Below are 18,210 nucleotides of genomic sequence, written 5' to 3'. Positions count from 1 at the left end.
TTGTAACTTTTCAAAGATATCGTGTAAAATGAATTTAATCGATTTGTAATATTAAAATTATCAATAATTAGATGGGGGAATGACGGTGGACATCCGGGACTTGCAGATTTTTCTGGCAGTTGCAAACGAAGGAAGCATTACCAAAGCAGCCGAAAAAATGGAATATGTTCAGTCGAGTATAAGTATCCGTATCCAGCAGCTTGAAAAAGAACTGAAAACAGCGCTATTTCGTCGTGGACGCCAAGGGGTTCGGCTCACAACATCCGGAGAGACACTCAAGTCCTATGCTGAGAAAATTGTCTTTCTTACTCAAGAGGCGGAACGAGTCGTGGCAGATAACACAATCCCAAGAGGGCCGCTTCGGATCGGATCGCCCGAAACCACAGCTGCGATTCGGCTACCGTCTATTCTCACCGATTACCATAAATCTTATCCAGAGGTGGATTTGGCATTAAAAACTGGAACGACGGAAGAACTTATCCATTTAGTGTTGAAATACGAGTTGGACGGTGCTTTCGTAGCTGCACCAGTCCAGCACCCAGAGCTCGATATTATAGAGGTTGGGGTTGAGGAACTTGCACTCATATCAGGAGGACAATTTCCCTCAATCGATCAACCGGAACAATTAGGAAATTTGACTTTACTGGTTTTTCGTGCTGGTTGTTCTTATCGTCAAAAACTCGAGGACTGGTTACGTCTGAAAGGAATTATACCCGCAAAGATCATGGAATTCGGAACATTGGAGGGAATCCTCGGATGTATTCACGCTGGCCTCGGTATCTCTCTTTTACCTCGCTCGGTAATTGAGAGAGCCATGGTTCAATATAATTTACGCTCTCATAAGATATCGGATAAATCCTATATAACACCGATTCTATTCATACGTCGTAAAGATACTTATGAAACTGCAGCTACGTCCGAATTTATCCGGATTTCAAAACAGAGGTTCCACCTTACTTAACCTGCCATCGAAAGTTATCGACAATATCCTGCATTTTGGAGCAGCGTCAACATCTCCCTCAAAATAACAACCAAAAGTAAAGCAGTCAGCAGAAAGCTGATTGCTTCTTCCGTGTTGTCCGATCCATCATTAGCCATTGGATCAGGTAGCCGTCAATAACTGCGCGAATCTTTGGAGCTGTCTGCTCAGCGGAAAGATTTACAGCAAAAATCCCTTCTTTTTGCCCCAACTGGATAATTTCCTTCCCAATAGCGTTGCAATTATCATAAAACTGTTGATTGATTTCACGGTAAACCGGATTTCGGCTTGCTTTGGCTAGAAAGTCCAAATATACCCAATAAAATGTGCGGTTCTTTTTTATCATCCTCTCTATTGGCGGTTGGACGTTTTATTCCTTAATCATTGTGAATCCGGGGTCACGAGTCATAATACTAAGTGATTGTGGCGACTCTTTATAGTACTTTTCAATAGTTTCCTTGGATAGATTAAAAGCTTGTTCCAAACAATGTATGCTGTTGGTCTACGAGTTCTCCTAAATCTTCTCTAGCTTTTAATGAGTCAACCATGCTTTTTCCTAAATTTTCGAGTTGACTAGCACCCCATTGCACGTCATGTACATTCACATGCAAAACCTCCCATACTTATGTATAAAAGAAATCTGATATGCCTTCATTAAAAAATGATCATTATAAATCTTTTAAGCCTAGACGTGTCTTTATTCTTTAATCACTGCAGAATTCCGCCAAATTCAAGGATATAAATTTCAGCTTTGGGCTTAGATGAACCGAAAGCTTTCTTGAGCGTTAAATTGATAATTGATAATTGATACCCTTTTAATTTAACTTCAACGCTTCAAATTCTTCTTTGGTCTTGATCGTAAATCTATTTGACAATTGTGGTCATCTCATCTACCCCTGGAATTAGCAAGTGCTTTTTAAATTCCCCCTTTCTTCAAATCATTTTTGTATTTGTTAGTGCCTTAAGTAACCAATTTTCAAAGTCTCTATCTGTAAAATACATCTTTATACGTTTTAATACATATTCTTTATCATTCAAAATATCCGGTAAATTCATTTGAACATTGTGATATGCCTCTAGATAATTTCCATTCCGTACTTGATTCGGTGCTTCTTCCGTACTAAATACAAACCCGTTATATATTGCTCTACCTTGTTTATGTTCATCCTTGTTAGAACCGCTGAATGAAATAATAATCAGCACTTCGTCCTTAGTTAGAACAATACGATTCTCTTGGGTTTTCTTAAATTCAATCCCTATTTCTAACAAAGAACTACTTTGTTTTTCAAGGTAAGCAAAAAATAAATCAGCCAAGCATTTATTTATGTCTTCCCTCCCTTGTTTAAATGCGTTTTCTTGAAGTAACCTTGATTCTTCCTCTTCAATTTTTTGCTTGTTATCTCTTAAAACAAGTATAAGTTTGTCCTTTAAACTCATAGAAATCCATCACGTCCAATTCAATTATAAATATTCATTGACACTTATTTATCTCCTAGCTATAAACAGGATGCGCTGAAGAGAAGCTACTGTCTACAATGAGGGGATCATATTAAACAAATTCGCTAAGGATCATCCCCCTTTCATGCAACAGTTGAATCATTCCTCAATTTCTCGCGGGATCACTTTAATAATATTCAAAATCATTTCTTCTTTATAAGGTAATAATTCTACAATAGGCAGCATCGTTATTGAATTAAGCACTTGTCTTCTTAGAGAACAACATTTTTTCTTTCATTTGTAGCAGCATCTCTACCAATCCATCCCGGCTGATTAGCCTGACACTATTCGATTTAGCCAACTCATAGGCCTGAGATGTAAAGTTGCTATTAGTTACAACCCATGCACCATTTGCTCTGTTGTGTGCACGTGCGCCCTGCACTTCCTGAACAGCTTTTAAGCCGACATTCTTGCTGTAGCGCTTTGCTTGTACCACAATTCGTCTCTCACCTTTAGAAAGGATCAAATCAGCCCTGAAGTCACCAGTTGCTCTTGTCACCTCTGCTTTGTATCCCTGGGATCGGAACTGAAGACCAAGATAATGTTCAAACTTCACTCCATCCATTTTATCAATCTGTGCAATACCGGATTGCTTTAGGCGCTCAGTTCGCTTACGCTGAATACTGATCATCAACAAAACAACACCAACCACTCCGAGCACTCCAACAACCAGTGAAGCCCCTCAAGATTTAGTCAACGAATATGTACCTGCAACCTCCCAGCATGACCATACCGGCCAGTCCTTGGAACAACTCTTCTTCCCGTTTCGTTTTACTTTTCCTTCTCGCCATGATTCTCCTCCTACTAAGTTAGCATCCTTTAACTCATTCATAACCGTCCTGGAATAAGGCTTCAATGCATAATCATGTCGATTAGCTGTACGTCTATACGTTCCCATTTCTCCAACAAAAGGTCTAGCTATGATACGACCAACCATGTACTCAGTGCTTTTAGTTATTTCACGCGCGATCTCACAGATACGGTATAATTCATCCAATGGTACGATATCTTCATGGGCAGCAATTTGCAAAACGGAGTCTGCTGATGTATAGACAATCAAAGCTCCTGTTTTCATGTGTTCTTCCCCGAGCTCTTCTAATATTTCAGTGCCGCTTGCAGCTTTATTTCCAATGATTTTTCTACCGGACTCCCTCTCAAGATGCTCAATCAATGGGGCAGGGAAAGCATTTGGAAATACCTGAAACGGCTTCCCAACAATCAAACCCATAATTTCCTAATGGCCTGTCATCGTATCCTTGCCGTTAGAAGCCTCCTGCATTTTGGTCCAATAAGCCAATGGATGGTCCGCCTTAGGTATACCTTGTATCTCTTTCATGTTTGACAAACCAAGCGCAGCCATATTGGGCATATTCAATCCATTTCTTCTTTCTGCAATATGCCCCAACGTGTCAGCACCTTCATCCCCAAAAGATGCTGCATCTGGTGCTTCTCCGATACCAACAGAATCTAGAACAATTAAATGAATACGTTGAAATGGTTTATTCATAAGTCAATCACTCCTTTAAACGCACACCTTTGTTTTTTATCCAAATCATTAGTTATTAGATTCTAGGCAGTAACAAAATACACATAAAAGAGGACAGCTTCACTATCCAGCAAAGTTGTCCAATGAATTCATAAATTCTCGTTTTATTAAAAAGTTATTTAATGAGAAAATTTGTATCCATCAAATACTTTTAAACCTTCTTCGTTGAGTACTTGTTCTACCAGTTCAGGTCTTTGTGGGCTTTTCTCAAACACTTCATTGCAAGCGATCATAATGTTGCTCCCAGCGATTTCAGCTAACTGATCATGTGATACGCTATATACAATTTTACCCAGGTTAGACCACACCATGGCACCCGAACACATTACGCAAGGTTCACAACTTGTATACAAAGTGTATTCGTTCAAATCAAATATATTGTTTTCAGAACAAAATTTCCGGATTAAACCGATTTCTGCATGATGCGTTGGATCACAAAATGTATTAATTTTATTTTCCCCAACCATTACGACTTCCTCCCCTTTGACCAAAATTGCACCAAAGGGCTCATTCCCTTCTTTTCGGGCTTGTAGGGCAACCTCAATTGCCTTTTTCATAAAGATTTCATCTTTGTTCATCATTCCAAATTCCTCCCTAATCTATGATTATTATCTAGCTAAGGACGTTTTAAACGCTTAAGATGTCCTTTTTATTTTTCTTCAGTAATCCAGGTAATGATATTCCAATTAGGATCAGGACGCTCCCTACATATTGCGGAACACCAATGTGCTCATTCAGGACGAAGACAGACATTAGTATGGCTGTTGGAAGCTCCATAGCCCCCAATATTGATGCTATTCCAGATCCCACTAACGGAACACCTTTCGAGAAAAGCAGTGTGGAAAGGAAGGGACCGACAAAAGCTACAACAAACCCATATTGCAAGGCCAGTTGTAATAACAGTTTTCCGTCTGTTAAAAACGTTGGAGGTAAAATGATCGAACAAACGATTAGACCTCCGGTAGTCATGAAAGCTGTCTTCATAACCGGGTTTGCTTGAACCGCGACCTTACCACTAACAAGCATAAAAATGGAATAAGATAGTGCTGCAAGAAGACCAAACAAAAAGCCAAGCCAATGAACGTCAGAAATTCCAGTCGAATAAATATTGGTTGCGCTTATTGTTCCGATAAGTAAAGGAATGATGGATAGTAGCTTTCCTTTTTCAGGAATTCTTCTATTGAAAATTGCCTCTAGCAACACACCGATCCATGTAAACTGGAAAAGGAGTACAATCGCCAAAGAAGCTGAAATATATTGAAGTGAGAGATAATAAAACATCCCTGTAAGTCCCGTTGTAGACCCTACAGTCATTAATAAAAGTAGCTCCCTTTTACCTGGCGTTACAAACTTCTTCTCTTTTGTACTCTTCGTGCCCTTAGTAAAAAGCACTCCGCCCCATAATAATATCGATCCTAAGAAGAGTTGTATTCCAACAACATCATTAACGATAAAACCATCTTTATAGGCTAATTTCACAAAAGTCGATAATAAACCATAACAAATCGCACCTAATATAACATATATATACCCTTTCATAACTTCGCCTTTTCCTTCATCGGATTTTCCCTAATTACTAAACCTTCTCTACAATTCCCTTAACTAAAGCAATGAAATTCTCTCTTACCAAGGAAGCTACCTCAATTACTTCGTCATGACTTAGAGGCTGATCTAGAATTCCACAAGCCATGTTGGTTAAACAGGAGATTCCAAGTACCTTCATGTTCGCGTGGACAGCTACGATGGCTTCCGGTACGGTTGACATACCAACGGCATCTGCCCCTAATGTACGAATCATGCGAATTTCAGCTGGTGTTTCATAAGCCGGACCACTCCACCAGGAGTATACGCCTTCGCGTAAAGTTGTATTTTGCGCTTTTGCAACTTCCATAGCAATTTGTCGCAATTCAGCATTGTACACTTGGGAAAGATCAGGAAAACGAGTACCTAGATCGTTATTATTCGGCCCAATCAATGGATTCGTACCGACCAAATTGAGGTGATCCGTAATCAACATTAACTCACCCGGTTTAAATTCTTTATTGACTGCACCGCACGCATTAGTGATGAGCAGGTTTTCAACTCCTAGAGCCTTCATTACACGAACAGGGAAAGTTACTTCATCAAGAGTAAAACCTTCATAATAATGAAAGCGTCCTTTCATCGCAACCACAGTTTTTCCCTTTAGCTCCCCAATAACTAATTCGTTCGCATGTCCTACTGCTTCTGATTTTGCAAAATGAGGGATTTCACTATAGGGAATTGTGAAAGGGTTTGCAATTTCATCAGCTAATGTACCCAGTCCCGATCCCAAAATCATCCCAATTGTTGGACGATACGAGGTCTTACTTATGATAAAGTCTCTGGCTTCCTGAATATCTTGCATTTTTTGCATGTTGCATTCCTCCTAAATATATTGTGCTATGAAACGTTTAACGAACATTTCAAGATTCTTACTACAGCACTTTCTATAGTTAAGTCTAATGGCTTATTCTGTTTTTGTAAATAACTTTTTATTATTTATATAAAAAGAATAGTGTTTTCAAGTGGATTCATCTTGTTTCAATCATTTTTAGTTAAACTTTAATCATAAAAGTACTTAATATGACATATACTATATAAATCAGTTTTATTTAAAGTTCGTAATTTAGTAGAATAAAAATTAAATGGAGTGGAACTATTATAAAAAAAGTTGGATAATAAACTATACCCGTTTTGATTTGGTTTCCTATAGAATCACATATCAAGGAGAAAAAAAATATGCTAAATAAATTTGAGGACTTATCCTCACCTAAAGCAAAAAATTTGAAGCTGTTATATAGCTTAGTACGTAAATTGGGTCCTGTAACCATTAATACATTAACTGAACATACTGGATTTAAACATGTAACTTGTGGTCGTTTACTAGAAGAGCTCGTTGAGGAAGGTCTTATCTATGATAGTGGGATTGGAAAATCAAGTGGTGGACGTAAACCTCTAGCCTATGTTATTAAGCCAGATTCATATTATTTAGTTGGTGTAGAACTAACAAGTCTATATACTACGATCTTACTCCTTGATTTAAAGCTAAATATCATAAGCGTTGAAAAATTAAAAATGACCTCTGAATGCACTGGAGAATTTACATTAAACTATATTGCAGCATGCGTTGATAACTTATTAGATCAGAATCACATTCCTAAAGAGAATTTGCTGGGTATCGGTATTGGGGTTCTGGATTCGTTCAACCCTGACATGGGGGCTATTTCACACCCGCAGCACTTTCCTGCAGACGGATGGGATCTGAATATTGTCGACTACTTAAAAAACAAAACGGATATCCCTGTATTCTTAGAAAACGGAACCAATTTAGCTGCTCTTGCTGAATATCGTATGAACTATTGGAAAGAGACGGACAACTTGGTTTTTGTATCCAGCGATATTGGGATCAGGTGTGGTACGATCTCACAAGGGAGATTAGTCAGTAGTAAACGTGAGACGGAGGATACCTTTGGACATATCATTATTGATATCCACGGTAGGCGTTGCTCATGTGGTTCATACGGGTGTCTTCAAGCTTACAGTAGTTTGCCAGCTATTCGTGAGGAATTGATTCGACTTATAAAACGTGGTAAACCTTCCATGCTGTCATGTGAAGTTAATGATGTTGAAGATATTGATTTATTTCATATTTTACATGCTTTAGAACAAAACGATGAACTCTGTTTAGCTGTGGTAGAAGATGCAGCCTATTATTTTGGGATTGGCCTTAGTAATTTGATTTTTTTATTGCGTCCAGAAATTGTGGTTTTTGGAGGTACACTAGTGCCGAAACCGCGTTTTTTTGATGTCGCAGCTAAAACTGCACAGGATCGTGTAAGTTTTCATCCAAACAGTAATGTCGAAATAATTAAGTCCACTGCAGCCTACAATATTGTGGCTCAGGGGGCTGGTTGTATGGTATTGGATTATTTCACTGAAGAAAACCTGTTTAAATAAGGATTCAAGTTCCGATCTACGCTAGTGATAGGAACTTGAATCCTTTAACATTTTCAGTTCAACAAGTAATCGTTATATTGATTCATTAATTTTAAGTACAATCTTCCCTATTCCATTACCCGTTTTCAATTCAATTAGGGCAGTCGGTGCTTGGGCTAGGGGGTATACTTTGTCAACAATCGGGTGAACAGCACCAGCTGCAACTGCTGCCTCAATTTCGTTCGTTGCGGGATAGCTGTCTGGACCAAATGTAAGTATTGCACGAACACCTTTTGCTTTAGCCTCGTTCTGATCAGGTGTCCTGAGCAGTGATACATACATACCACCTGGCTTCAGTATCGAGTAGGACTTACTTGCCGGCTCTGCACAAATGGTGTCTACTACTCCGTCTACGCGATCGATGACTTCTTCCTCAAAACGCTGATGTGTGTAATCAATGAACTGATCGGCACCGAGATCACGTAAAAGGTTTTCGTGCTTCGGAGCAGCCACCGCAATTACATGAGCACCACGCCACTTGGCAAGTTGCAGTGCTAAGCTTCCAATTCCGCCACCTGCTCCGTGGATTAATACGGATTGCCCAGGTTGTAAATTCATACCCGTTTTAGTCGAGAACAGAGCATTCCAAGCTGCGTAGAGCGTGTTTGGCAAAGCAGAAGCTTCAGCAAAGGATAAAGATTCAGGTTTGCGCATTAAGCGATCTGCACGAAAGACTGCATATTCAGCAAAGGTCCCGTCCTCCGCTGGATCTGCTTGGCCATAAACAGCCTCACCGACTTTGAATTCAGTCACCCCCTCACCAAGCTCTTCCACGATTCCTGCTCCATCGCGTCCAAGTGTGATTGGCAAATTGATTTCCCATTTAGCGATCATTCCCTCTGCCATGTACCAATCAAATGGGTTGGTAGCTGCTGCAAGTAACCGTACCAAGACCTCGCCCTTTTTTGGGGTGGGGCGAGAGATTTCTTTAAGGCGCATAGCACCTATACCGCCGTAGTCGTGCAGTCTCCAAGCGTTCATATGAACTATTGATTTTGATCGTATTTTATTTTCCATCACGTATTACTCCTTTATGAATTAGAAATCACAATTTTTGAAAGTTGATCTAGTCACTTTCAAGTCCCTTAGCAAGGCCTATTATATCAAGTTAATATATTTTATAAAGTACTCAAAATAAATGATGTTAGTATACTTTATATACCTACTTATCACGTATGTATTTTTTATTATTTGCTGTGATTATTGAATAATTTCTCTTATCAGTGTGAGAAAAATTTTAATATTCTAAATCAAAAATGTCGCTAATAGCGACATTTTTGTAGGACTATCTTGTTAATAAGTTTGATTCTTTTGCTCTCTCCTCTGATATAGAGAAACGTTATGTTTGGTGAAAAAGACGTGATAATTCGTTAAAAATAACATTTACGTTTTATTCCGCTATTTTGAATAATCTATGTCGTTCTTGATCCATTTAATTCCCCAGTCATTAATAGCCAAGAAAATTTCTCCGAAATCACTCCCCTTTTCAGTTAAAGAATATTCTACTGTAATAGGAATTGTAGGGTAAACTGTGCGAGTAACTATACCGTTAGACTCCAGACTTTTCAAAGCATCAGATAGCGATGTGGTTCTTATCCCTAATTCTTTACTAAGTTCATTGAAACGTTTTGCTCCTGCATGCAGAGCTCCTATGATAATAATTGCCCATTTCCCACTAAAGATGTCCATCGTTTCCTTAATGGTTTTAATACAAACCATCTCTTCTGTAGATTTCATGACATTCCCTCTCATAAGTGTTAATCAAAGCATATTTACTAACTTTAATTCAGCTAGTCAAAACAATTTACGTACTTTACAATATAAACTAACATGATAAAATCAAGTAGTCAATAAGATTTAAGCTCATATATTTACGAGTTACACGGGATACAAGATTAAATGAGCAGCTAGCCTTAGCAGCTAAAATCATCCCCTATACATTGTCTTGTGTCACAGTTGTTGTTAACCAGTATGACATTTCTTTTTTCGGAGGAGTAAAAAATATGTCTATTCATCCAAAAAAGCAAGAACTTAAGTTATCTATCCTCAATATTGCAACGATTATGAATGGTGATACACCTTCAAAAACCATCCAAGATGCTATTGAACTAGTTCAGTTAGCTGATCAATTAGGTTATACGAGGTATTGGTTTGCAGAACATCATAATACCAGTAATCAAGTAAGTACTGCTCCAGATTTAAATGAGCATGTATGCTGCTGCACGCACTGAACGCATACGAATAGGTGCAGGAGGCATTATGCTACCCAACCATAGCTCATTCAAAGTAGCAGAGAATTTTTCACTTTTAGAAGCTGCACATCCTGGAAGAATCGATCTTGGAATCGGCAGAGCAAGCGGGACAGATGCACTGACTGCTTACGCACTACGTCGTTCACAAGAAGTGGTTAATTTTCCTGAGCAGTTGGATGAGTTACTCTCGTTTTTCTCAAGGAACTTCGCGTCCTATTTATCACCGCAAATGACTGTGCCAGTACTACGTGCTTACAAAGAACGGTTCAAACCATCTGTATTTATGTCAGTACCACGAAGTATTGTTTCAACCATTGTAATCACCGCAGAAACGGATGATGAAGCCAAGTATTTGGCAGCTCCTCTTGAATTATTATGGGCTAGGATGTACGCGGGTACCCTAATGCAAGGACAGCCATTTCCTAGTTTGGAAGAAGCCGCATTCACATGTTTATTCTTTAGCAGAAAAAGAAGCACGTAAAGAAAACAGGAATCGGTTCATTATCGGAGGGATTAAAACAGTTTCTGATCAATTAAGAAATCTGGCATCAGAGACCATGGTCGATGAAGTAATGTTATGGGAAGCATATACAGACAAAGTTGCGCGTCATAAAGCGTACAAACTGTTAGCCGATGAATTCAAGCTTTCTTCAACACATTAAATTAGAGAACTTTGACTTAGCCAAACTGTGTTTTCATAACTGTACTCTTGGTGAATAGTAAATAGAAAACACCTTGCAAATTTAAGCAGCCAGTCACCGAAGTTCAATCAGTAACTGGCTGCTTGGTGTTAACAAAAATTCAAAAATAAGCTAATCAAGTGAATCCCTATCTAGATCAGCCACTATATCTTGTAAAGTTACTTGTTCCAGTACTTTTTCCAATGCTCTTTGTGCCAATGAAAAAATAGGTTCAATCGTCACTTGGAGGTTTTTACCAACCGGACAATCTGGGTTTGGTTTCTCTTGAATATTAAATAAGTTATTGTCATTCACTGCATTCACTGCTTTGTAAACATCGAATAATGTTATTTCACTTAGATTTCGTGCGAGTTTAGCCCCTGCTTTTCCACGGGTTACCTTCACCAATCCTGATTTTTTTAACATCCCCATAATTTTACGGATCATTACAGGGTGTGTATTTACGCTGTCTGCAATCATTTCAGATGAGTTATTTCCTTCTTTATTAATCTCCAACAACGACAAAATGTGTATACCTATATAAAACCGAGAACTTACGGACATTTTTTCACCCCAGTGGTACAATAATAATTTGAGTTACTTATAAAATATTTAATATGGATATTCCAAGGATGCGGTAATAATATTCTAACATGTATTTAGAATGTTACAATGAGAGTCGTAATATTTCAGGGAGCATACCTGTATTTAACCATTGGAGTCTATCCAATATAAAACTGGACCAAGCAGGGAATAAATTCGCTTGATCCAGATTAACGTAGAAAAATGAAAGATACCTTTTTCTTAGAGAAATTCTCTTCATGTAACTTTAAATTAGATTAATCCAGCAAATTTTTCTTCTAACTTCTCAGCTGTCATAGCGCCACCGCCGAGATTATACAATCCCTCCTCTTTTTTCAAGAACAGTGTTGGATAACTTCTTGCTCCAAGGTTGGCGGCAATTAAAAATTCTTGTTTGACTTCATCCAATGTCTCTGGAGTTTTAATCCGTTCAATCAGTCTCTGTTCATCCAGATCAAATTGTTTTGCTATTTCTTGGTATGTTTCTAAATCACTAAGACTTTTGCCCTCATAATAAAATGCTCGCTGCATTGCAGCCGCTAGGTACACTACTCGTTCTGGGGCCAAAGAGCATAAAGCGGAAAATCCGATAGCTGCTGCCTCACTATCCATAATAAATGTACCTTCATTCAAAAGTTTATCATAGGAAGAACCAAACACTGCACCGGTAAACTGTCCAATCCGTTTATTTGCTTCGGGAATATGCGGATATGCTGCTATTGATTGACTCCGATCACCTACAAAAAGACCAGCAGACAACACTTGGATCGGTAATTCTAAGTGGTTTTGAAGAAAAGTCCGTAGGCTTTTCGAGAATCCATAACACCATCCACAATAAGCATCCCACACATAAATTAGAGAAAGCTCGTTATTTTTCATCATTCACAACTCCTTTAACTAACTTAACGCTCTCCAACAACTGAATATCGTATGTTTTCATGTTCCGGGTGTTCGATTTCGTCAAGCAAAGCGATGGCATAGTCTGCATAGCTAATGTAACTTTCCCCTTGAATGTTCAAGGTTACTCGATCTCCACCTTTTTGGTATGACCCTGTTTTCCGACCCTCAGGATCAAAAATTCCTGCTGGACTAAGATACGTCCATTGAATACCAGTGGATCGCTGAAGATCATTAAGATTTTTGGCCATATTAACAGCCGTTGGTAAATATACTTCCGGAAAACCAGGTGCCTCAAATTTACGAGTTGTTTGAGCTTCATCAACAAACAGACTCCCTGCACCACCCACAACAATTAGTCTCGTTTGTATAGTTCCTTGAAGAGCCTTTATAAGAACTGTTCCAGCTTCTACATGCTGATGTTCCTGACCTTCGATAGCTTTAAATGCATTTACGACAACATCAAAGTCTTTAATATCTTCTGTATTAAGGTCGAATACACTTTTTTCGAGAATTTGAACATCGTTTTTCTTAATCTTGCTTGCATTTCTAACAATTGCAGTTACTTTATGACCACGTTCTATAGATTCCTCTAGTATTACATTCCCCGCTTTTCCGCTAGCTCCAATAATCGCAATCTTCATATTTGTTTCACCTTTCTATCCTATATTTTAGAATGTTTTGGCAAGATCTTTAGCTATCGCAATGGCATTTTCTTTGATCTCTTGTGCCTTGTCCTTAGCTTTATTATGCCCTTCAACAAACAGAGCTTCGAATGAAGGTACACCGAAGAAATTCATGATTACTTGAAGGTGACGATGCCCCATTTCAAGTTCATTCGCAGGACTCTCGGAGTAAAAACCACCCCGTGCCTGAATATGAATTGCTTTTTTATCAGTCAGTAATCCAATGGGTTGACCCTGTTCTGAGTAACGGAAAGATTTACCCGCCACAGAAACAGCATCAATATAAGCTTTCATCACTGGAGGATATGAAAAATTCCAGAAAGGAGTAACGAACACATATTTGTCCGCTTCAATAAATTGGTCAGACAGTTCTGCGAGACGTTTTACTTTCTCTTGCTCATCGCTTGAGAGTTGATTAAATTCACTTCCGGAGCGGAGTTTTCCCCAGCCACTAAAAACATGCGCATCAATGTGAGGAACATATTCTTTATACAAATCAATGTTCACAATTTCATCTTCCGGATTAGCTTCCTTGTAAGATGCGATAAATGCTTCACCCACAGCCAGGCTATAAGATGTGGACTCCTCTAGAGGGTGTGCTGTAATAAAAAGTACTTTTGTCATCTTTATCATTCCTTTTGTTTTATTTTGCTATGATGTAATAATTTTAGTTACATCTTGTACATGTAATAATATAAGTTACAGCTTTGTTTAATGTCAACGTTTATTTGTAATTCATAATTAATTAACGTTCAATCAAAAATCCAATCCAAGAAAGCACGCTATGCAACAAAAAGAGCCGTTGATTTAAATACCTAATCAACAGCTTTTCTAATTCTTTTCTGTATGATCCCCATTTCTACTCTAATTGCAATTTAAGCGAGTTAAACAAACATGTCCTATCATGGGAAAGTATTAGAATTTTGAATAAAAGAAAATTGCATTTTCATCTTTATATTTTGAGTTTGAATACAACATAGTGTCCGCAGCGCCAATTTCAAACTCATTCTTCAAATAAAACCGGCAAGCGAGCAAATTAACATCCTGCGTCTCAAGCGTGAATCCTTTCATTCCTTTTTGTAATGCCCATTCCTTTGCCTTATTGAGTAAGGCGGTTCCTATTCCTTTTCCTCTGCTGCTTTCTAATACAATAAGTCTGTCAATGGAAGCAAATTTAATTTCGTCACTTGTGCTTAATCTTATATGTCCCAAGCATTTTCCTTGGGAATAGTATAAGAAAGCAATGCTGTCATCGCTATTAATATATTCATCAAGATCCACGTGTTCCGGGTATTTTGATTCATAAGGTTGTTCATAAAGTTCTTCTTGATAACTCCATATGCCATTTTCTAATTTAGGTATAAGTCTCCCTATAACCGTGAAAGGATGTTCTTTGCGTTCGTAATCATTCTTGTTATCACGTGTCATTTCAATAATGTTAATTCCTCTGAATTTCTCCACAATATCTCTCCTCTGTCATGTTATAAAAGGTGTTTTTCTTCAGTTCAAGTTATCTTCTCATACTCACAAACACGGAAAAGATTTAATAAGTTTACTCACTTTTTATTCAGGATGATCTGTTTCAATTTTTTCGGCTACACGTCCACCGATATCATATACACGCGAAACATTGTCTACTATGACTGGGATGTCATTCACCGTATCTTTAAACATCCATATATAAGATATTATGGCATAAATTGTTCTAACAGTTATTCCATACAAATGCGTTAGCCTTAGTAGTGTTGCAACTGTTAAGATAATAACCATAATATCTACAATACCCCAAGTTATAGCTTCAGTGTTTGAAATCGATATGCGCCAAAATTGCATCCGATTAAAGTGATGTCGAACAATGGAAAGAGGCTGATGCATGATTATGTCCGATTGTACCTCTATTCGGTTGTTAAGTCCGTTATTGAGACGATAAGCACGTCGGCCAAACCATCGGTTAATTAATACAATTGGAATCATATCAAAAGCAATACGAGAATATATATCACCGAAGATTTTGGTATCGTAGACATGTCTATATAGCCCGACAGATAAGTGAATAATCCATAAAGCGGAAATTGGTAAAAGGTTGATAAGGTTCCCTTTCAATAATCCATCAATTGCAAGACCAATTGCAGCAGCTTGAAGAAGATTACAAATATTTTCGATAATAATTAATAAATAAGTAATACTGATACCTTTATAATTTTGGAACCAGATGTGGTGAAGCAATTGAAACGTTGGAGAATTTATCTTTTTCACTTCATCAACTCTCTATATATTAATCCTACAATTTTTTTGCTAATAGTCCGTACATTCCCCCCAATATAACGCAGCCTGTCTATTTATCTTGTCCCCCCTCCCTCTATTTAAAAACAATCATAGAGACAAAAGTGAAACTTGCTGAACAAGCAATAGAAACAGACCTTTCTTCAGTTTCTATTTCAGTATTTGGAGGAAGAGAGAATCATGATTACTCCAAATTTATTAGGCTTATCGGAACGGCAATACATTACTTTTGTCTCAGATCTTATTCATTATGTTCAATCACATGAATTGAATCTGGGGCATCCTGTAAGCGGAATGTTGGCGAAAGAACAAATACTAGAAAAAGACTTCTATAATTATCCACATTTATATCTCAAGATACCAAATGATGTCGAGAATTTAGATTATCATGTGAAACCAAAAGGGTTGTATGCTGTTGGTTACCAAAAAGGAAATGAAGTTGAAGCAGCTTATGATAGGATTATTCAATTTATTGAAAAAAGTGGATTAAAAATCGGGGAATATGCATACGAGGAGTATATTCTAGATGAAGTGATGGTGGACGGGATGGCAAACCAAATTACAAAGATCCAACTTCAAGTTCTACGTGAGTTGGACTGAGAAGGCACCCGTTATATGTGGATGAAGATAAAATGTGGATTGTCAACAGTAAATCAAACAACTTTTTCAAGGGCTGCATGACGATACTGAATAGACGTCATATATCCTAATGTTCCATGAATGCGATGTTGGTTAAACCAATTGACGTAATCGTATAATTCCAGTTCCAAATGACGAAGGCTCTGGAAGCTCATCTGGTTCATGAACTCCGTTTTCATGATTTTATAGGTGGCTTCAGCCACGACGTTTCATACGGACAGCCTTTTATACTCACTGATCGGCCGATTTCAAACATCTTATAACTTGGAACATTTCATATATATAGAAGGGTTCTTCAAAACTGATCGTTCTTTCGTTGTGAATTGGAAGGACGTTGAGTCGTATGACGAAAAATGGAATCAACTGACCTTTAAAAGATCAAATAAAATCGCCTTTGGCATACAAAAATCGCCGTTTTTCCCCTCGCACCGCGCTGGCGCCGCGTTTTATGCCCCTTTTTGCTTCCGAAGAAAAATTGCCGAAAAAAAGAATCGTCCCACTTCCGCTCAAGACGATTCTCCAGCTACCTTTTCCAGCTATTTATTATGTAAATGCCATCGTGCATAATTTGATGATCGTTCCCCCGACAAAAAGCGTCGAACCTCCTCGATGGATATCCCCGCCTCCTTGGCCATAGCGAGCAGAACCACCCATTCAGGATCGATTTCCCCAGGGGACCGATCACGAACAATAACCTGGGCGGACTTTTCCAACAGCAATCCCCTCCTAAGATCATTATTTGGGCTTGTCCCGGGTAGACCAGCCATCCTAGTATCTCTACCTTAGATCTGGGACTTTGTGCCCCTGCTTTCCGGGCAGGTTTACCCTTTGCTGGTGCTATAGTTTGCCAATGGATAACGGGCTTTCAGCCAGAAAGCTTCCTTGGTTCTTATTATAATGTCTCCGATATGAAAAGTATGTCGCTCCGCGTAGACCAAACAAGCGGATTTCATGGGAAAAGTTATCGTATTTTGTTTATAGATTACATTCCTTGTCAATTACAGTAAAAAATTTGATACAAGTTACAAAACAAGATTTTGTTCTTAAAAAAGAACGAAATTCATGGGAAATAAACGTAAACGGCCAAAATATCAAGAGAATTCAAGGTTTTCGTTCTTTATTGAGAAATTTCCAATGATTTTCCGGTTTCCCTTTCTTCTAGGATTTCGTGTATATTCAAGTCGTGGAATTCGTTCTTAATAACGAACAAATCAACGAACAGATGAAATTCTGCTTAGAAAGGAGGAACCTTTTCTGCGAAGATCCCGAACTGACGTGATCCGCAAACTGCGCAAAAAACGAAAGAAACAAACTATGGTTAAATTGCTACAATCCGGATTGATCCTTTCTACCTTGCTATTGTGGACCTCCCAGCAAGTCGGCACCACTTTCGGAGGATTCACCAGCGGACACGAGGATAATTTGGAAATTAAGGCTTGCCGGGTATTCCCCAGCCAAATCGAAAGCCAACTTTCGCTGTTGGCCGAACACCTCGAACGGGCCGCTTCTTTAAAAGGAAGATTGATGGGCGCAAGCGGATTCGAGGTCAGCAGCCGGTTGGAGGAGGCCGCGGCCGACCTGTCGGAGCGAATCGGTGAATTGAACGCCATGATTCAGCAGTTGGAACAGCAAAAGGCCTTGAATCAGTCCATTTGGCAGGAACTGCTTCAGGAACTAGCCTCCTCCTCCGCGCTGATTCATGAACTGCTAACCTCGCTGAACGAGCTGGAGCCGAATTGCGCCAATCTGTCGCAAACGACGCTGCTGGACCGCATCACCGACCTTTTGAAGCGGCACGGAATGCTTTCTGATCCGTTAAGCGGGACCCTGCAAGAGATCCTGAACTACTTGCGTTCCGTCCATCAATTAGGATTGATGACGTCCAACAGCATTGAGGCCGATAGCTATGCAGCCTTTGCCTTCGCCCAACCTTTCGATGGCCGGATCACTGTCGATGGAGACCCCGTCGGAGGAGAGCTGCTCGCTTACTTTGAAAGCGTGCAGGCCTCCCTGCAGTCGGCCATAGCAGGTCTGACCGCCGACATCTCCAGTCTCGAGGCGCAGAGAGCGAAGCTGTTGACGGAGGCGGAAGCGCAGCGGCTGGCGAAAATCGAACGGCGGAAGAAGCATCAGAAAGAGCAAGCCAAACAAG

Annotated in this window: 22 protein-coding genes, 2 pseudogenes and 1 riboswitch; of the genes and pseudogenes, 6 read left to right on the top strand and 18 right to left on the bottom strand. The window is 39.0% G+C overall.

Features of this window, described 5'->3' with window-relative positions; translation table 11 throughout:
• The first annotated feature begins 85 nt into the window (after positions 1-85).
• Positions 86-961 (top strand): LysR family transcriptional regulator, encoded by an 876-nt coding sequence (locus WG8_RS21280; protein ID WP_043891318.1) that lies wholly within the window; start codon positions 86-88, stop codon positions 959-961.
• A gap of 85 nt (positions 962-1,046) precedes the next feature.
• Here WG8_RS21280 and WG8_RS21275 read toward each other — a convergent pair whose 3' ends face one another.
• The 8 genes and pseudogenes from WG8_RS21275 to WG8_RS21245 all read right to left on the bottom strand — a co-directional run bounded on the left by WG8_RS21275 (position 1,047) and on the right by WG8_RS21245 (position 6,417).
• Positions 1,047-1,325 (bottom strand): TetR family transcriptional regulator C-terminal domain-containing protein, encoded by a 279-nt coding sequence (locus WG8_RS21275; protein WP_007432320.1) that lies wholly within the window; start codon positions 1,323-1,325, stop codon positions 1,047-1,049.
• A 121-nt stretch (positions 1,326-1,446) separates the two neighbouring features.
• A complete protein-coding gene (locus WG8_RS27220; protein WP_157136351.1) occupies positions 1,447-1,584 on the bottom strand; it encodes a hypothetical protein in 138 nt (45 codons plus the stop codon).
• Between the two features lie 328 nt (positions 1,585-1,912).
• On the bottom strand, positions 1,913-2,416 hold the full coding sequence (locus WG8_RS21270) for a hypothetical protein (RefSeq protein ID WP_043891317.1): 504 nt from the start codon (positions 2,414-2,416) through the stop codon (positions 1,913-1,915).
• 256 nt (positions 2,417-2,672) lie between these two features.
• The gene (locus tag WG8_RS21265; protein ID WP_232289148.1) at positions 2,673-3,128 is read right to left on the bottom strand and encodes a restriction endonuclease; all 456 of its coding nucleotides are present in this window, start codon (positions 3,126-3,128) and stop codon (positions 2,673-2,675) included.
• 153 nt (positions 3,129-3,281) lie between these two features.
• Positions 3,282-3,983, bottom strand: a pseudogene (deoB, locus tag WG8_RS21260) (phosphopentomutase); the annotation flags it as partial.
• A 158-nt stretch (positions 3,984-4,141) separates the two neighbouring features.
• Positions 4,142-4,603, bottom strand: a complete 462-nt coding sequence (locus tag WG8_RS21255; protein ID WP_007432316.1) for a nucleoside deaminase — start codon at positions 4,601-4,603, stop codon at positions 4,142-4,144.
• 46 nt (positions 4,604-4,649) lie between these two features.
• Positions 4,650-5,561 (bottom strand): EamA family transporter, encoded by a 912-nt coding sequence (locus tag WG8_RS21250; RefSeq protein WP_043891316.1) that lies wholly within the window; start codon positions 5,559-5,561, stop codon positions 4,650-4,652.
• 37 nt (positions 5,562-5,598) lie between these two features.
• Complete coding sequence (locus tag WG8_RS21245) at positions 5,599-6,417, bottom strand: purine-nucleoside phosphorylase (protein WP_007432314.1); 819 nt, start codon at positions 6,415-6,417, stop codon at positions 5,599-5,601.
• A 365-nt stretch (positions 6,418-6,782) separates the two neighbouring features.
• Between WG8_RS21245 and WG8_RS21240 the strand changes: the two genes are divergently transcribed.
• On the top strand, positions 6,783-8,000 hold the full coding sequence (locus WG8_RS21240) for an ROK family protein (RefSeq protein ID WP_007432313.1): 1,218 nt from the start codon (positions 6,783-6,785) through the stop codon (positions 7,998-8,000).
• Positions 8,001-8,072: 72 nt separating this feature from the next.
• Here the strand turns inward: WG8_RS21240 and WG8_RS21235 are convergent, their stop codons facing one another.
• Both WG8_RS21235 and WG8_RS21230 read right to left on the bottom strand, forming a co-directional pair.
• A complete protein-coding gene (locus WG8_RS21235) occupies positions 8,073-9,056 on the bottom strand; it encodes an NADP-dependent oxidoreductase (RefSeq protein WP_007432312.1) in 984 nt (327 codons plus the stop codon).
• Positions 9,057-9,437: 381 nt separating this feature from the next.
• On the bottom strand, positions 9,438-9,776 hold the full coding sequence (locus WG8_RS21230) for a winged helix-turn-helix transcriptional regulator (RefSeq protein WP_007432311.1): 339 nt from the start codon (positions 9,774-9,776) through the stop codon (positions 9,438-9,440).
• A 266-nt stretch (positions 9,777-10,042) separates the two neighbouring features.
• Here WG8_RS21230 and WG8_RS28915 point away from each other — a divergent pair, with 266 nt between their 5' ends.
• Together WG8_RS28915 and WG8_RS28910 are read left to right on the top strand one after the other, a co-directional pair.
• Positions 10,043-10,270 (top strand): LLM class flavin-dependent oxidoreductase, encoded by a 228-nt coding sequence (locus WG8_RS28915; protein WP_052310876.1) that lies wholly within the window; start codon positions 10,043-10,045, stop codon positions 10,268-10,270.
• Positions 10,271-10,298: 28 nt separating this feature from the next.
• The gene (locus WG8_RS28910) at positions 10,299-10,772 is read left to right on the top strand and encodes a hypothetical protein (RefSeq protein WP_007432310.1); all 474 of its coding nucleotides are present in this window, start codon (positions 10,299-10,301) and stop codon (positions 10,770-10,772) included.
• 331 nt (positions 10,773-11,103) lie between these two features.
• Here WG8_RS28910 and WG8_RS21220 read toward each other — a convergent pair whose 3' ends face one another.
• From WG8_RS21220 to WG8_RS21195, 6 genes are all read right to left on the bottom strand, one after another.
• Positions 11,104-11,535 carry an Rrf2 family transcriptional regulator gene (locus WG8_RS21220; RefSeq protein ID WP_043891315.1) on the bottom strand — a complete coding sequence of 144 codons (432 nt, stop codon included), beginning with the start codon at positions 11,533-11,535 and terminating at the stop codon, positions 11,104-11,106.
• A 270-nt stretch (positions 11,536-11,805) separates the two neighbouring features.
• Positions 11,806-12,432, bottom strand: a complete 627-nt coding sequence (locus WG8_RS21215) for a DsbA family protein (RefSeq protein WP_007432308.1) — start codon at positions 12,430-12,432, stop codon at positions 11,806-11,808.
• Between the two features lie 23 nt (positions 12,433-12,455).
• Positions 12,456-13,094: an NAD(P)-dependent oxidoreductase gene (locus WG8_RS21210; protein WP_007432307.1), complete on the bottom strand. Its 639-nt coding sequence runs from the start codon at positions 13,092-13,094 to the stop codon at positions 12,456-12,458.
• A 27-nt stretch (positions 13,095-13,121) separates the two neighbouring features.
• Positions 13,122-13,760: an FMN-dependent NADH-azoreductase gene (locus WG8_RS21205; protein ID WP_007432306.1), complete on the bottom strand. Its 639-nt coding sequence runs from the start codon at positions 13,758-13,760 to the stop codon at positions 13,122-13,124.
• 291 nt (positions 13,761-14,051) lie between these two features.
• The gene (locus tag WG8_RS21200; protein ID WP_043891314.1) at positions 14,052-14,597 is read right to left on the bottom strand and encodes a GNAT family N-acetyltransferase; all 546 of its coding nucleotides are present in this window, start codon (positions 14,595-14,597) and stop codon (positions 14,052-14,054) included.
• Positions 14,598-14,699: 102 nt separating this feature from the next.
• A complete protein-coding gene (locus tag WG8_RS21195) occupies positions 14,700-15,392 on the bottom strand; it encodes an ABC transporter six-transmembrane domain-containing protein (RefSeq protein WP_043891313.1) in 693 nt (230 codons plus the stop codon).
• Positions 15,393-15,508: 116 nt separating this feature from the next.
• Between WG8_RS21195 and WG8_RS21190 the strand changes: the two are divergent.
• A pseudogene (locus WG8_RS21190) lies at positions 15,509-16,019 on the top strand (BltR family transcriptional regulator); the annotation flags it as partial.
• A gap of 53 nt (positions 16,020-16,072) precedes the next feature.
• Here WG8_RS21190 and WG8_RS29595 read toward each other — a convergent pair.
• A complete protein-coding gene (locus WG8_RS29595; protein WP_083837606.1) occupies positions 16,073-16,261 on the bottom strand; it encodes an IS3 family transposase in 189 nt (62 codons plus the stop codon).
• A gap of 333 nt (positions 16,262-16,594) precedes the next feature.
• The gene (locus WG8_RS26780) at positions 16,595-16,771 is read right to left on the bottom strand and encodes an anti-repressor SinI family protein (protein WP_007432304.1); all 177 of its coding nucleotides are present in this window, start codon (positions 16,769-16,771) and stop codon (positions 16,595-16,597) included.
• 37 nt (positions 16,772-16,808) lie between these two features.
• A riboswitch (cyclic di-GMP riboswitch) is annotated at positions 16,809-16,894 on the bottom strand.
• A gap of 439 nt (positions 16,895-17,333) precedes the next feature.
• Between WG8_RS26780 and WG8_RS21185 the strand changes: the two genes are divergently transcribed.
• On the top strand, positions 17,334-18,210 hold an 877-nt coding region (locus WG8_RS21185), incomplete at its 3' end, for a hypothetical protein (RefSeq protein WP_232289147.1).

This window comes from Paenibacillus sp. Aloe-11 (genome assembly GCF_000245715.1).
In the GTDB taxonomy this organism is placed as follows: Bacteria; Bacillota; Bacilli; order Paenibacillales; family Paenibacillaceae; genus Paenibacillus; species Paenibacillus kribbensis.
The sequence above is the reverse complement of the archived record's forward strand: the minus strand, read 5'-3'. Positions and strand labels throughout refer to the sequence as shown.